Origin of the sequence: Aurantimonas sp. A3-2-R12, from assembly GCF_036016755.1 — a bacterium.
Classification (GTDB): Bacteria; Pseudomonadota; Alphaproteobacteria; order Rhizobiales; family Rhizobiaceae; genus Aurantimonas; species Aurantimonas coralicida_A.
Genome location: NZ_JAYXIH010000027.1, coordinates 38,166 through 51,757 on the forward strand (window position 1 = coordinate 38,166; position 13,592 = coordinate 51,757).

At 65.9% G+C, this 13,592-nt stretch carries 16 protein-coding genes; all 16 read left to right on the top strand.

Annotated elements, in window-relative coordinates; translation table 11 throughout:
• Window positions 1–5 precede the first annotated feature (5 nt).
• Complete coding sequence (locus tag VSX60_RS14585; protein ID WP_327624958.1) at window positions 6–923, top strand: ABC transporter permease; 918 nt, start codon at window positions 6–8, stop codon at window positions 921–923.
• A 99-nt stretch (window positions 924–1,022) separates the two neighbouring features.
• Window positions 1,023–2,576, top strand: coding sequence for an ABC transporter substrate-binding protein (locus VSX60_RS14590; protein ID WP_327624959.1), 1,554 nt, complete (start codon window positions 1,023–1,025; stop codon window positions 2,574–2,576).
• A gap of 69 nt (window positions 2,577–2,645) precedes the next feature.
• Window positions 2,646–3,533 carry a metallophosphoesterase family protein gene (locus VSX60_RS14595; protein ID WP_327624960.1) on the top strand — a complete coding sequence of 296 codons (888 nt, stop codon included), beginning with the start codon at window positions 2,646–2,648 and terminating at the stop codon, window positions 3,531–3,533.
• Window positions 3,530–5,335 (top strand): ABC transporter ATP-binding protein, encoded by a 1,806-nt coding sequence (locus VSX60_RS14600; protein ID WP_327624961.1) that lies wholly within the window; start codon window positions 3,530–3,532, stop codon window positions 5,333–5,335. The genes VSX60_RS14595 and VSX60_RS14600 overlap by 4 nt, the downstream gene beginning before the upstream one ends.
• Window positions 5,336–5,412: 77 nt before the next feature.
• Complete coding sequence (locus VSX60_RS14605; RefSeq protein ID WP_327624982.1) at window positions 5,413–5,754, top strand: ArsR/SmtB family transcription factor; 342 nt, start codon at window positions 5,413–5,415, stop codon at window positions 5,752–5,754.
• Window positions 5,751–6,275: an arsenate reductase ArsC gene (locus VSX60_RS14610; protein ID WP_327624962.1), complete on the top strand. Its 525-nt coding sequence runs from the start codon at window positions 5,751–5,753 to the stop codon at window positions 6,273–6,275. The genes VSX60_RS14605 and VSX60_RS14610 overlap by 4 nt, the downstream gene beginning before the upstream one ends.
• 11 nt (window positions 6,276–6,286) lie before the next feature.
• Complete coding sequence (locus tag VSX60_RS14615) at window positions 6,287–6,973, top strand: MIP/aquaporin family protein (protein ID WP_327624963.1); 687 nt, start codon at window positions 6,287–6,289, stop codon at window positions 6,971–6,973.
• A gap of 22 nt (window positions 6,974–6,995) precedes the next feature.
• Window positions 6,996–7,418, top strand: a complete 423-nt coding sequence (gene arsC, locus VSX60_RS14620; RefSeq protein ID WP_327624964.1) for an arsenate reductase (glutaredoxin) — start codon at window positions 6,996–6,998, stop codon at window positions 7,416–7,418.
• Entirely contained in the window at window positions 7,411–8,145 is a 735-nt protein-coding gene (gene arsH, locus VSX60_RS14625) for an arsenical resistance protein ArsH (protein WP_327624965.1), read from the top strand. The genes arsC and arsH overlap by 8 nt, the downstream gene beginning before the upstream one ends.
• Before the next feature lie 187 nt (window positions 8,146–8,332).
• The gene (gene phnG / locus VSX60_RS14630) at window positions 8,333–8,749 is read left to right on the top strand and encodes a phosphonate C-P lyase system protein PhnG (protein WP_327624983.1); all 417 of its coding nucleotides are present in this window, start codon (window positions 8,333–8,335) and stop codon (window positions 8,747–8,749) included.
• Window positions 8,749–9,366, top strand: coding sequence for a phosphonate C-P lyase system protein PhnH (gene phnH, locus VSX60_RS14635; RefSeq protein WP_327624966.1), 618 nt, complete (start codon window positions 8,749–8,751; stop codon window positions 9,364–9,366). The genes phnG and phnH overlap by 1 nt, the downstream gene beginning before the upstream one ends.
• A gap of 3 nt (window positions 9,367–9,369) precedes the next feature.
• A complete protein-coding gene (locus tag VSX60_RS14640; RefSeq protein ID WP_327624967.1) occupies window positions 9,370–10,482 on the top strand; it encodes a carbon-phosphorus lyase complex subunit PhnI in 1,113 nt (370 codons plus the stop codon).
• On the top strand, window positions 10,479–11,354 hold the full coding sequence (locus tag VSX60_RS14645) for an alpha-D-ribose 1-methylphosphonate 5-phosphate C-P-lyase PhnJ (RefSeq protein WP_327624968.1): 876 nt from the start codon (window positions 10,479–10,481) through the stop codon (window positions 11,352–11,354). The genes VSX60_RS14640 and VSX60_RS14645 overlap by 4 nt, the downstream gene beginning before the upstream one ends.
• Window positions 11,351–12,127, top strand: a complete 777-nt coding sequence (gene phnK / locus VSX60_RS14650) for a phosphonate C-P lyase system protein PhnK (protein ID WP_327624969.1) — start codon at window positions 11,351–11,353, stop codon at window positions 12,125–12,127. Before VSX60_RS14645 ends, phnK begins: the two co-directional genes overlap by 4 nt.
• Window positions 12,128–12,131: 4 nt before the next feature.
• On the top strand, window positions 12,132–12,854 hold the full coding sequence (phnL, locus tag VSX60_RS14655) for a phosphonate C-P lyase system protein PhnL (RefSeq protein WP_327624970.1): 723 nt from the start codon (window positions 12,132–12,134) through the stop codon (window positions 12,852–12,854).
• Between the two features lie 8 nt (window positions 12,855–12,862).
• The gene (locus VSX60_RS14660) at window positions 12,863–13,477 is read left to right on the top strand and encodes a DapH/DapD/GlmU-related protein (RefSeq protein WP_327624971.1); all 615 of its coding nucleotides are present in this window, start codon (window positions 12,863–12,865) and stop codon (window positions 13,475–13,477) included.
• Window positions 13,478–13,592: the final 115 nt, after the last annotated feature.

A 13,592-nucleotide genomic window follows, 5' to 3' on the forward strand; every position in this document is an offset into this window, starting at 1 on the left:
CGACGATGACGCAGACCTTCGTTGAGATCGGGCGCACCATGGACAAGGGCTCGCGCCGCACGCGGATGGCCGGGGCCGTCGGCGATCTGTGGGACGACACCAACTGGATCGTCCGGATTGCGGCGCTGCTGGGTCTCGTCCTGCTTGTCCTGGCGATCTTCGCGCCTGTGCTGGCGCCTTACGATCCCGTCGCCCAGAGCCTTCTATCCAGGCTCGGGCCACCGCTCGGCTTCGAGGGTGCCAAGGCGGGACACTGGCTCGGGACCGACGAACTGGGTCGCGACGTCCTCTCGCGCTCGCTCTATGGTCTGCGGCTTACCCTCGGCGTGGCGTTCCTGGGCGCGGTGATCGGCATGCTCATCGGCGGCACGCTCGGCCTGGCTGCTGGTCTTCTTCGCGGCTTCGTCGACGACCTCGTCATGGGGCTGGTCGACATCCAGATCGCGGTGCCGTTCACGCTGATCGCGCTGTTGGCCGTCGCGATCCTGGGCGGCGACCTGCAGGTGCTCGTTGTGGTACTCGGAATCGCCTATTGGGAACAATATGCGCGCATCACCCGCGGCGAGGTGCTGAGGCTGCGGGAGATGCCTTTTATCGAAGCCGCCCAGGCCTCGGGAGCCAGCGGCACGCGCATCGCTCTCAAGCACGTGCTGCCGAACCTGATGTCCCCGCTGGTGGTGATCTTTACCGTCAACATCTCCAACATCGTCCTGCTGGAATCGACCCTGTCCTTTCTGGGGCTGGGGCTGCGGCCACCGACGGCAACCCTCGGCTCCATGGTCGGCATGGGACGTGACTACATGCCGAGCGCGCCGTGGATCGTCGCAATCCCGGCCATCCTGATCCTGCTCATCACCTTCGTCATCCAGATGCTGGGCGACTGGCTGCGCGATCACACAGACGTGCGCCTGCGCGACCGCTAGCCCGGCTCCGCCAACAACCAGAGGGCGGATTCAACCGCCCCGCGTATTTCGCATGGCGCTTACGCCGAAACCCCAACAACCGTCGGAGGCTTTCCCAATATGCTTCGCAACACACTCATGGCAACGGTGGCGCTGGCCGCCCTCGTGGGCGGCGCACACGCCGCCGAACTGAAGGTAGGGGCGGCAAACGTCCCCGCGACGCTCGATCCCGGCAAGGACCACTCCAATTCGGGCTCGCAATTCTACTACAACAGCTTCGATACGCTGATCGAGAAGGATCATACGACCGGCGAGCCGAAGTTCCTGCCGGGACTCGCCACCAGTTGGCAGATGGTCGACGACACGACCATGGAGTTCAAGCTTCGCCAGGACGTGACCTTCCAGAATGGCGAGGAGATGACGGCAGATGACGTGGTCTTCTCCTTCAATCGCATGTTGCAGGCTACCTTCCCGCCCTACCAGGTGCGGTCCAAGGACCGGCTGAGCAATTTCGAAAGCGCGGAGAAGATCGACGATTACACGGTGCGCGTCCACGCGCGCCGCGCCGAGCCGCTCTGGGAAACGCTCATCAACATGCAGCAGCTGATGATCGTCCCGGAGGACTACATCAAGGCGCTCTCCGGAGACCCCGCGGTCGCCGAGGACAGCGACTACGAGGCCTTCTCGCTCGCGCCCATCGGCACGGGTCCCTACAAGATCGCCGAATTCGTTCCCGAGCAGCGGCTGGTCTGGGAGCGCTATGACGGCTTCTGGGGCGATGCCGCACCGTTCGAGAAGGTGACGGTTCGCCGTATACCCGAGATGGCGACGCGGATCACCGCGCTGAAGAACGGCGAGGTCGACCTGATCACCAACCTGCCGCCAGACCAGCTCCAATTGGTCGAGTCCGACCCAGATCTGAAGGTGGAAGGCATGGTGACGCCGCTGTTCCACGTTCTCATCTACAACACCCAGAACGAGACGATGGCGAACCCGAAGCTGCGTCAGGCGCTCAACTACGCGATCGACCGCGACACGCTGAACGAAGCGCTGTGGCTGGGCAAGGCGGTCGTGCCCTCGACCCACACCATGGAGGAATTCGGGCCGCTCTACATGCCAGACCTCGAAACCTTCAAATACGATCTGGAGAAGGCCAAGACGCTATTGGCCGAGAGCGGTTACGACGGGGAGACGATCCGCATCGACACCTCGGCCAGCTACTACACGAACGGGCTCCTCGCGATGCAGGCGATCGCCGAGATGTGGAGCCAGATCGGGGTGAAAACCGAGATCAACGTCAACGATGCCTGGACCGGCGGCGACCCGACGATGAACGCCCGCAATTGGTCGAACCCGATGTATTTCGCCGATCCGTTCGGCTCGTTCGGCGTCATGTGGGCGCCGGGTGGCCCGGCCGAAGGCGAAGGCCGCTTCAAGACCGACGCGGACTATGCCGAAAAGTGGGAACGCTTCCGCTTCTCCTCGAAAGTCGAGGAGCGCCGTCAGGCCTATGGCGAGCTGATGGAGCGCATCAAGCAGGATCCACCCTTCCTGGTGCTTTACCGGCCCTATGAGAGCTGGGGCATGCGCAAGGACGTCGACTGGGCGCCGATGCCCGGTCACATCCCCTATGTGCTCGACTTCCGGGCCGGCTCGATCGGCGTCCAGAGCTGATTTTCCGACAATGTGTCCGGGCGCCGCGGTGGCGTCCGGACGGTAATCCGCGTTCTCAAGGGAGCCAGCATGGATCCGCTACGCCTCTGCCTCGTCGCCGACATTCATCACGGCGAGGATCATTTCACCAAGAAGGGCAGCCAGGCCTTACCGCTGCTCGGCGAGTTCGCCCGCTTCGCCAACGACGCCCGCCCCAGCGCCGTCATCGACCTCGGCGACCGCATCTCCGATGTCGATCGCGAGACGGACAGCCGGCTGGAGCGCGAGGTCGCCGAAGGCTTCCGGGCCGTCAACGCCCCGGTTTTCCATCTTTGCGGCAACCACGACCGCGCCTTCCTCAGTGTCGCGGAGAACGCCGAGATCCTCGGCCAGTCTCTCGCCAGCCAAACCATCGACCTGGGTGACTGGACGCTTGTTCTCTGGCGGGCCGATTCCCGCATTCACCGTCCCGGTGGGTTCGTCTTGACCGAAGCCGACCTGTTGTGGCTCGCCGCCGTGGTGCGGACCGCCAGCAAGCCCCTGGCAATCGTCAGCCATGTCCCGATCTCCGGCCATTCGCAGGCGGGCAACTACTATTTCGAGCGCAATCCCGATGCGGCGACCTATCCGGGAGGGGCCGAGCGCGCCCGGGCGATCCTCGCCACCGCCCGCGTGCCGGTCGCATGCTTTGCCGGTCATGTGCATTGGAACACCCTGACCCTGGTCGACGGCCAGCCGCATCTGACGCTCCAGTCCCTCACCGAGAGCTTCACGACCCATCCCGAGCCCGCGGGAGCCTTTGCGCTGCTCGAACTGTCGGAAACCATTCACTGGCGGGTCTTCGGCAAGGACAGCTTCGAGGTTCGCCTCGACGCCGCCGAGACTGCCCGCCGATGGATCACGCCGCTGCCGCCCTTCGACGAGCATCCCGAAGTCCGTCTACGCTCGCTGGTCCTGGCCGAGCCAGCACGATCATGATCGCGCGGCCGCTGCTCAGCGTCGAGAATCTTTCGGTCGTGTTCCGCTCGCGACGCTCGAGCGTGGCGGCGGTGCGCCATCTCTCCTTTGACATCGACCCGGGCGAAACACTGGCGATCGTCGGTGAATCTGGCTCCGGCAAGTCCGTCACCGCTCTGTCGTTGATGCGGCTGATCGAGCGCGAGGGTGGCGTGATCACGAGCGGCTCGGCGGTATTGCGCAGGCGCGGCGAGGAGCCCGTCGACCTCCTGGCGCTGGCCGATACCGAGATGCCAGCCATACGCGGCAACGCTGTCTCGATGATCTTCCAGGAACCGATGACCTCCCTCAATCCGGTACTGACCATCGGCGAGCAGATCGGCGAGGTGCTCATGTTCCATCGCAAGATGGGACGCGACGAATCCGGCCGCGCGGCCGCCGATCTGCTCGACCGCGTGCAGATGACTGACCCGAAGGGACGTCTCGCGCAGTATCCGCACGAGCTTTCGGGCGGAATGCGCCAGCGCGTGATGATCGCGATAGCGCTCGCCTGCGAGCCGCTGCTGCTGATCGCCGACGAACCCACCACGGCGCTCGACGTGACCATCCAGGCCGGCATTCTCGATCTCCTCGACCGTCTCCGGGAGGAGACGGGCATGGCTATGATCTTCATCACGCACGACATGGGCGTGGTCGCCGAGATCGCCGATCGGGTGATCGTCATGCGCCATGGCGAGCAGATCGAGGTCGGCCCCGCCGCACAAGTCCTGACCGCGCCCCGCGCCGGCTATACGCGCGCCCTGCTCGAGGCCGTGCCCCGGCTGGGCTCGGGCGCGCCTGTCTACAAGACGGTCGACCCGCGGCCGCATTCCGCACCCTCCTCCCCGGCGCGCAGTTGCGACAAGAACGAAACGGTGCTCGACATCCAGGATCTGGTGACACGGTTTCCCATCCGAAAAGGCCCGTTCCGCCGGCATGTTGCCAACGTCCACGCGGTGGAAGGCGTCAGCCTCGCCCTGAAGCGCGGTGAGACGCTCGGTCTCGTGGGCGAGTCCGGTTCCGGCAAGTCGACGATCGCCCGGTCGATCCTCAAGCTGGTGGCGCCGACGAGCGGACGCATCCTCCTCGAGGGGCGCGACGTGGTGCCACTATCGCCGCGGGCGATGCGCCCGCTGCGACGCGAAGCCCAGATGGTGTTCCAGGATCCGTATGCGAGCCTCAATCCCCGCCTGAACGTGAACGAGCTCGTCACCGAGCCCCTCGTCATCCACGAGATGATGTCGGCCACCGAACGGCGGCAAGCGGCGGCCGAGCTCCTCCGCCGGGTGGGCCTGTCGCCGGATCATCTCGACCGTCATCCCCACCAGTTTTCCGGCGGCCAGCGCCAGCGTCTGTGCATCGCCCGGGCGTTGGCCTGCAGACCGCGACTGATCATCGCGGACGAGCCAGTCTCCGCGCTCGACGTCTCCGTCCAGGCGCAGGTGCTCGACCTCATGCGCGAACTGCAATCGGAACTCGCCATCGCCTATCTCTTCATCTCCCACGATCTCGGCGTGATCGAGCAGATGAGCCATCGCATAGCGGTTCTCGACCGTGGCAGGATCGTCGAGACCGGTCCCACAAACGCAGTCCTGGCCGATCCCGGTCACGCCTATACGCGCGCGCTTCTGGCGTCGGTTCCCTCCATCGACGGCGGCCGGCGGAAAGCCGGGCGCCTCGCCGATCTTCGCGAACGCGAGAGCCCGATCAATGTCGTGGGTTATCGACCGCCACCGCAAGACTTCGAGGAAATTGGGGTGGGGCACTTCGTCGCTTTGAGGTGATAGCCGTGGCTACCGAACGCGTCGTGATGCGCGATATTCCGCTTTCAATTATTCAACCATGCTTGTATGATTGTATAATGATCGATCCCGTTTCTGCTCTTTCCGCCCTTGCCCAGGAGGACCGCCTCTCCGCCTTCCGGCTGCTGGTGAAGCAAGGCCCGCCGGGCCTGCCGTCCGGTGAGATCGCGGAGTTGCTGGCGATCGCGCCCAGCCGGATGAGCTTCCATCTCGCGACGCTGGAACGCGCCGGATTGCTGACGTCGTGGCGTGCCGGGCGAAGGATTTTCTACGCGGCGAGCTATCAGACGATGCGCCAGCTGCTCGCCTTTCTGGTCGCCGATTGCTGCGACGGCCAGCCGGAAATCTGTGGCGACCTGACGCGCCTCGCAGCGGCATGTGAACCGGAGCCGACGGAATGAACCGCACCGAACCCTTCAACATTCTCTTTCTCTGCTCGGGAAACTCCGCCCGCTCGATCCTGGCGGAAGCGATCGTCAACCACGAGGGCGGCGGGCGTTTTCGCGGCTACTCGGCCGGATCCTTTCCGAAGGGCGAGGTGCATCCGTTCACGCTCGATCTCCTCGGGAGGCTCGGCTTTTCGACGAAGGAGCTTCGCTCGAAGTCATGGGACGAGTTCGCCGGTCCGAGGGCCGTGGAGTTCGACTTCATTTTCACCGTGTGCGACGACGCCGCCGAAGAAAGCTGTCCGGTCTGGCCGGGCCACCCGATGAGCGCCCACTGGGGCGTGCCCGATCCCGCGGCAGCGACCGGGACGGAGGCCGAACGGCGGCTTGCCTTCGCCGAGGCGTTCCGGATGCTCGGCAACCGCATCCGCATCTTCATGAGCCTGCCGGTTAACAGCCTCGACCGCGCAGCCCTCCAGACCCGCATGAATGCCATCGGTCGAACGAAGGACGAACCCGCGGACGCCACACCGTGAGCGAGTGGAGCGTGTCCCGGCGCCTGGCGGCGGAAGCGTTCGGCACGGCCATGCTCGTGGCGGCCGTGATCGGCTCCGGGATCATGGCGGAGAGGCTGACGGGCGACGGAGCCCTCACGCTTCTTGGCAATACGATCCCGACCGGCGCGATCCTCGTCTGCCTGATCACCGTGCTCGGGCCGATCTCCGGCGCGCATTTCAATCCCGCCGTCACCCTGGCATTCTGGATGCGGCGTTCGATCGGCCTATCCCTCGCCGCCCCCTATGTCGCCGCCCAGATCGCCGGCGGCCTCATCGGCATGATCGCCGCGCATCTGATGTTCGAGTTGCCTCCGCTGCAGGCCTCGCTAACCGCGCGCACCGGCGCGGGGCAGTGGTGGGCCGAAATCGTCGCGACCTTCGGTCTGGTCGGCATGATCCTCGGCGGCGTCCGCTTCAACGCGCCGGCCATCCCCTGGCTGGTCGGGCTGTACATAACCGCCGCCTACTGGTTCACCGCCTCGACCTCCTTCGCCAATCCGGCCGTGGCCATTGCTCGCGCCTTCACCGACACCTTTTCCGGCATCCAGCCGCTCGACGTGCCGGGCTTCGTCGTCGCGGAACTGGTCGGCGCGATGCTGGCGGTCTGGTTCTTCGGATGGCTGCTATATCCGCCCCCCCGCCCGCTCCGCGCGGCGATGCGCCAATCCCGATCCTGAACCGAACGAACACGAGGGTCGCATGACCATCACCATCTTCCACAACCCCGCCTGCGGCACCTCGCGCAATACGCTTGCCATGATCCGGCAATCGGGCGAGACGCCGGAGGTGATCGAATATCTGAAGACATCGCCAAATCGCGAGCGGCTGGTCGAGCTTCTGGGCGTCATGGGCATGACGCCGCGGGACCTCCTGAGAAAGAAGGGCACGCCCTATGCGGAACTCGGCCTCTACGATCCCTCGCTGTCCGACGCGCAACTCATCGAGGCGATGCTAGCCCATCCGATCCTGATCAACCGGCCGATCGTTGCGAGTGACAAGGGAACGAAGCTCTGCCGCCCGTCCGAAACCGTTCTCGATCTCCTGCCCCATCCAGACATCGGCCCTTTCACCAAGGACGACGGCGAGGTCGTGATCGACGCCGAGGGTCGGCGCGTTGTCTGATACCGTGATCCGCAGCCTCGACGACCTGCCGAACATCGATCCAGACCAACTCAGGGCGATCGATACGGCGCACCTCGCGGGACCGAACGCGCCGCGCCATCCGCCACGCATTCTTCTGCTCTACGGCTCGTTGCGCGCCCGCTCCTATTCGCGCTTCGTCGCCGAGGAATCCGGCCGCCTGCTGCGCTGGTTCGGTTGCGAAACCCGGTTCTTCGATCCAGCCGGCCTGCCGCTTCCCGACAGTGTCGAACCCGATCATCCCAAGGTGAAGGAGCTTCGGGACCTCGCCATCTGGGCCGAGGGGATGGTCTGGTCGAGCCCGGAACGGCATGGCGCGATGACCGGCGTGATGAAAGCGCAGATCGACTGGCTGCCACTGTCGCTCGGCGGCCTCCGCCCGACCCAGGGCAAGACGCTGGCGCTAATGCAGGTCTCGGGCGGCTCACAGAGCTTCAACGCGGTCAACCAGATGCGGATTCTCGGGCGCTGGATGCGGATGGTGACGATTCCCAACCAGTCCTCTGTGCCGAAGGCCTTCGACCAGTTCGACGAGGCGGGCCGAATGCGACCGTCGCCCAATTACGACCGAATCGTCGACGTGACCGAGGAGCTGGTGAAGTTTACCCACACGGTGCGAGCGCGCTCCACCTATCTGACGGATCGCTACTCCGAGCGTGTCGAGAGTGCCGAAGCCGCGTCGATGCGGGTCAATCAACGCTCGCTCTGACACGGCCTCACTCGATGACCGCCGCCGGAACATCGGCCCACTGTCATCGGGACGATACATTCAATCCCTATGGCCGCTCCTCGAAGAGTAAGAGCGGACAGACGGGGATCTGGATTCATTGCAGTATCATAGCGCCGAGACAATCGCCGCCGATTCCGATAGCAGCCTCAGCGGCCGTCGCCGCGCCATGGAAGCCTTCGCGGCGGCCGACCCGTCCGAGTTGGCGGAAGTCTGGCGCGACGTCGCCGGCGACACGCCAGCAACGGCGCTGCGCGCGCCGGAAGCCGGGTTGGTCATGCTGCGCGGCCGGATCGGCGGCGGCGGCGCCCCCTTCAATCTCGGTGAGGCGAGCGTCGCCCGGGCCAGCGTCCGTCTTGTGTCCGGTGAAGTCGGCCACGCAATGGTGCTCGGCCGCGACACCGATCATGCGCGGCTGGCCGCGCTCTTCGACGCCGGCTGGCAGCGCGCCGACTGGCGCGCTGCGATCGAGGCCGGGGTGGTGGAACCGACCTTGCGTCGCAAAGTCGAGGCCGATCGCAAATCCGCCGAGGAGACCGAGGCGACCCGCGTCGATTTCTTCACCATGGTTCGGGGAGACGATTGATGTACCAGGACAGGACGGCCGGCGACGGAGCGGGTCTGGAGGGCGGCTTCGTCGATCCCGTCTTCGACGCACAGGCCGCTTTCGCCCGCGTCATGGACGCCTTCGCGCGCCCCGGCAGGATCATCGATCTCGGCGGCCGAACGCGCCCGCCCTCCCCCGTGCCTCCGGCGGCCGGCGCCTTCCTCGCGACCCTCGCTGACGCCGACACACCGGTCTGGCTCGACGCGGCGGCGCGTAACGACGCGATCGCCGCCTGGCTTTCCTTCCACACCGGTGCGGTGGTCGTCGACGAGATGTGCGAAGCGCGCTTCGCCCTTGTCTGCGACCCGGCGACGATGCCACCGTTGGACGAGTTCGCGCTCGGGACCGACGCCTATCCTGATCGTTCGACCACCTTAATCCTGTCGCTCGAATGTCTGCGCTCGGGGCCGGCGCTTCGCCTGCGCGGCCCTGGAATCGAGACTGAGGCGGAAGCTGCGCCGAAGGGACTGCCGGCCGCCTTCCTCGGCCAATGGGCGGCGAATGGGCGGCTTTATCCCCGCGGCATCGACATCCTGATGGTCGCCGCCGATGAGGCATGCGCCCTGCCGCGCACCACCAAGATCGAGGAGCGCTGAGCCATGTATGTCGCCGTCAAGGGTGGCGAAGCCGCGATCGGCAACGCCCATCGCCTGCTCGCCGACCGCCGCCGGGGCGACCGGAGCGTTCCCGCGCTGACGCTCGAGCAGATTGCCGGACAGCTTGCGCTCGCCGTCGACCGGGCAATGGCGGAAGGCTCGCTCTACGATCCGGACCTGGCCGCAATGGCGATCCGCCAGTCGCGCGGCGATCTGATCGAGGCGATCTTCCTGATCCGCGCCTACCGCACCACGCTGCCGCGCTTCGGCGCATCGCGGCCGGTCGACACCGGCGCCATGCGGATCGAGCGGCGAATCTCGGCGACCTACAAGGACATGCCGGGCGGCCAGCTGCTGGGGCCGACCTTCGACTATACCCATCGGCTGATCGATCCCGCGATGGCAACGGACGAGCCGGTGGCGTCGGGAAAGCGCCGTGCCCGCAGCGACGATCCCTGTCCGCGGGTCACGGACATTCTCGGCCGCGACGGGTTGATCGAGCCCGATGGCGAATTGCCGGTGGACGAGCCGGGCGATCTCACCCGCGAGCCGATGGAGTTTCCCGCCGGCCGCGATCTGCGGCTGCAGGCCCTTTCACGCGGCGACGAAGGCTTTCTCCTCTCGCTCGCCTATTCCACTCAGCGTGGCTACGCCCGCTCGCATCCCTTCGTCGGCGAAATCCGGATCGGTCTCGTCGACGTCGAGGTCGAGATGCCGGAAGTCGGCTTTGCCGTCACCATCGGCCGGGTGCGCCTAACCGAGTGCCAGATGGTGAACCAGTTCCAGGGATCGTCAAAGGAGCCGCCGCAATTCACCCGCGGCTACGGCCTCGTCTTCGGCCAGTCGGAGCGCAAGGCGATGGCGATGAGCCTCGTCGACCGGGCGCTGCGCGCCGACGAGTTCGGCGAGGAGCGCACGGCGCCTGCCCAGGACGAGGAATTCGTCATTGCCCATTCCGACAATATCCAGGCAACGGGCTTCGTCGAACACCTGAAGCTGCCGCATTACGTCGATTTCCAGGCCGAACTCGACCTCGTCCGGCGCATGCGCCGCGAGCAGGCAAGCGCGGGCGACAGCCAAGAGGCGCGGTCGATCAACTGCGATGCAGCCGAATGACGACCGCGATACCCACCTACAATTTCGCCTATCTGGACGAACAGACGAAGCGGATGATCCGCCGTGCGATCCTCAAGGCCATCGCTATCCCCGGCTATCAGGTGCCATTCGCCTCGCGCGAGATGCCGATGCCCTATGGCTGGGGCACCGGCGGCGTCCAGGTCACCGCCTCGATCCTCGGCCCCGACGACATTCTCAAGGTCATCGACCAGGGAGCGGACGACACCACCAACGCGGTGTCGATCCGCTCCTTCTTCGAAAAGACCGCCGGCATCGCGACGACTACGAAGACCACCGAGGCAACGGTCATCCAGACCCGCCACCGTATTCCGGAAACGGCGCTTACCGCTGGGCAGACCCTCGTCTTCCAGGTGCCGATCCCCGAGCCGCTGCGCTTCCTGGAACCGCGCGAGACCGAGACAAGGGTGATGCACGCGCTGGAGGAATACGGGCTGATGCACGTCAAGCTCTACGAGGACATCGCCCGGCACGGCCATATCGCGACGACCTACGCCTACCCGGTGAAGGTCGAGGGTCGCTACGTGATGGACCCGTCGCCGATCCCGAAATTCGACAATCCGAAGCTGCACCGCTCGCCGGCACTGCAGCTGTTCGGGGCCGGGCGCGAGAAGCGAATCTACGCGCTGCCGCCCTTCTCCGACGTCGTCAGCCTCGATTTCGAGGATCATCCGTTCCGGGTCCAGAGCTTCGAGCGTCCCTGTGCGCTCTGCGGCGGTGAAGGCGTCTATCTCGACGAGGTGGTCATGGACGACAAAGGCGGCCGGATGTTCGTCTGCTCCGACACCGATCACTGCGAAACGCGTCGCGAGGCCGGGTTCACAGGCGCGGAAACGGCGGAGGCCGCGGAATGAGCGAGACCCCGATCCTCACCGTCCACCATCTCACCAAGCTCTATGGCGCGCGGGCTGGCTGCGAAGACGTGTCCTTCGACGTCTTTCCCGGCGAGGTCGTCGCCATCGTCGGCGAGTCCGGTTCCGGCAAGACGACTCTGCTCAACTGCATCTCGACCCGGTTGGCGTCGACATCCGGCACCGTCTCCTATGCGATGCGCGACGGGATGATGCGCGATCTGGCATCCTTGAGCGAGGCCGAGCGCCGTTTCCTGATGCGCACCGACTGGGGTTTCGTCCACCAGCACGCGGCCGACGGCCTTCGGATGCGGGTTTCGGCTGGCGCCAATGTCGGCGAGCGGCTGATGGCGGTCGGCGAACGCCATTACGGCCATATTCGCGAAACCGCCACCGACTGGCTCGGCCGGGTCGAGATCGCCGAGGATCGCATCGACGATCGGCCGGTCGCCTTTTCCGGGGGCATGCGGCAGCGCCTGCAGATCGCGCGCAATCTGGTGACGCGCCCGCGTCTGGTCTTCATGGACGAGCCGACGGGCGGTCTCGATGTCTCGGTCCAGGCGCGGCTTCTCGACCTCCTGCGCTCACTGGTCGCGGAGATGGGACTGTCGGTGGTGATCGTCACCCACGACCTCGCCGTCGCGCGGCTACTGTCCCAGCGCATGATCGTCATGCAGGGCGGCCGGATCATCGAGGCGGGGCTGACCGACCGCGTGCTCGACGATCCGCACCATGCCTATACCCAGCTCCTCGTCGCCTCGATTCCGGAAAGCTGACACGATGCCTGGTTCCTCCCCTTCGATCCTGTCCGTCCGCGACGTCGAGAAATCCTTCACGATGCATCTGCGCGGCGGGGTCCAACTGCCCGTCGTCCGGGGCGCCGCCTTTGCGGTCGCGGCCGGCGAGTGTGTCGTTCTCGGCGGCCCGTCCGGCGTCGGCAAGTCCTCGATCCTGAGAATGGTCTACGGCAATTACTCGATCGACACGGGGGCAATCCTGCTCAGCGATCCGGAGTCCGGCGCCACGGTCGATCTTGCGGCCGGCGATCCCCGGACCGTGCTGGAACAGCGCCGGTCGGTCGTCGGCTATGTCAGCCAATTCCTGCGGGCGATCCCGCGTGTTCCCGCAATCGATGTCGTGGCCGAACCGCTGGTCGCGCGCGGCGTTGCGCCGGAAGCCGCCCGCGAGAAGGCGCGAGCGCTGCTCAGCCGCCTCAACCTTCCCGACACTCTGTTCGACTTGCCGCCGGCGACCTTTTCGGGCGGCGAGAAGCAGCGCGTCAACATCGCCCGCGGCTTCATCACCGACCATCCGCTGCTGCTGCTAGACGAGCCGACGGCTTCGCTCGACGCTAAGAACCGGGACGTGGTCTGCCAGATGATCGAGGCCAAGAAGGCGGCCGGCGTGGCGATCCTCGGCATCTTCCACGACGAGGGCGTCCGCGACAGGATCGCGACGCGCATCATCGACGTCTCGACCTTTTCGGCCCGCCAGACGGCTTGAGACATCCCATGGCGAAGCTCTCCGAAATGCCGCTGGTTCATGCCAGCGCAGCGGTCGAAGCATCGACGCTGGGCCGCTACACCGAGATCGCCGAGCGCTGTCAGGTGTCGGAAACGCAGTTGGGTGACTATTCCTACATGATGCGCGATTGCGACATCTGGTGTGCCGTCATCGGCAAGTTCGTCAACATCGCCTCCGCCGTTCGCGTCAACGCCACCAACCATCCGATCGGCCGGGCGAGCCTGCATCACTTCACCTACCGGGCGGGCGACTATTTCGACGGCGAGGCGAACGAGGCGGAATTCTTCGCCTGGCGGCGGGAAGGCGCCGTGACCATCGGCAGCGACGTCTGGATCGGCCATGGCGCGACGATCTTGCCGGGAGTGACGATCGGCAACGGCGCCGTCATCGGCGCCGGCGCGGTGGTCGCCAAGGAGGTCACGCCATACACGATCGTCGGCGGCGTGCCGGCCCGCCAGATTCGCCCGCGCTTCGCTCCGGGGATCGGCGAGCGCATGGACGCTCTCGCCTGGTGGGACTGGCCGCACCAGAAGCTGCGGGCAGCGCTCGCCGACTTTCGCGCCCTCGACGCCGAAGCATTTCTCGACAGACACGGCGGTTAACAGAAGGCCCTCGACCCGGCACGGCGACACCGTCATCCAACCGTTACGCAAGTGTCATCCCGCTCTCATGAAAGACGCCTAGGAATCCGACCGTCAAACCAGAGCGTTGGGGGGG

What these genes read in the sequence shown, in the direction of transcription:
- VSX60_RS14660 (WP_327624971.1), top strand. Translation starts at nt 12,863, where the DNA reads ATGGCGAAGCTCTCCGAAATGCCGCTGGTTCATGCCAGCGCAGCGGTC.
- phnL (WP_327624970.1), top strand. Translation starts at nt 12,132, where the DNA reads ATGCCTGGTTCCTCCCCTTCGATCCTGTCCGTCCGCGACGTCGAGAAA.
- VSX60_RS14590 (WP_327624959.1), top strand. Translation starts at nt 1,023, where the DNA reads ATGCTTCGCAACACACTCATGGCAACGGTGGCGCTGGCCGCCCTCGTG.
- phnG (WP_327624983.1), top strand. Translation starts at nt 8,333, where the DNA reads ATGGAAGCCTTCGCGGCGGCCGACCCGTCCGAGTTGGCGGAAGTCTGG.
- phnH (WP_327624966.1), top strand. Translation starts at nt 8,749, where the DNA reads ATGTACCAGGACAGGACGGCCGGCGACGGAGCGGGTCTGGAGGGCGGC.
- VSX60_RS14645 (WP_327624968.1), top strand. Translation starts at nt 10,479, where the DNA reads ATGACGACCGCGATACCCACCTACAATTTCGCCTATCTGGACGAACAG.
- VSX60_RS14610 (WP_327624962.1), top strand. Translation starts at nt 5,751, where the DNA reads ATGAACCGCACCGAACCCTTCAACATTCTCTTTCTCTGCTCGGGAAAC.
- VSX60_RS14605 (WP_327624982.1), top strand. Translation starts at nt 5,413, where the DNA reads ATGATCGATCCCGTTTCTGCTCTTTCCGCCCTTGCCCAGGAGGACCGC.
- arsC (WP_327624964.1), top strand. Translation starts at nt 6,996, where the DNA reads ATGACCATCACCATCTTCCACAACCCCGCCTGCGGCACCTCGCGCAAT.
- VSX60_RS14595 (WP_327624960.1), top strand. Translation starts at nt 2,646, where the DNA reads ATGGATCCGCTACGCCTCTGCCTCGTCGCCGACATTCATCACGGCGAG.
- VSX60_RS14640 (WP_327624967.1), top strand. Translation starts at nt 9,370, where the DNA reads ATGTATGTCGCCGTCAAGGGTGGCGAAGCCGCGATCGGCAACGCCCAT.
- phnK (WP_327624969.1), top strand. Translation starts at nt 11,351, where the DNA reads ATGAGCGAGACCCCGATCCTCACCGTCCACCATCTCACCAAGCTCTAT.
- VSX60_RS14585 (WP_327624958.1), top strand. Translation starts at nt 6, where the DNA reads ATGACGCAGACCTTCGTTGAGATCGGGCGCACCATGGACAAGGGCTCG.
- VSX60_RS14600 (WP_327624961.1), top strand. Translation starts at nt 3,530, where the DNA reads ATGATCGCGCGGCCGCTGCTCAGCGTCGAGAATCTTTCGGTCGTGTTC.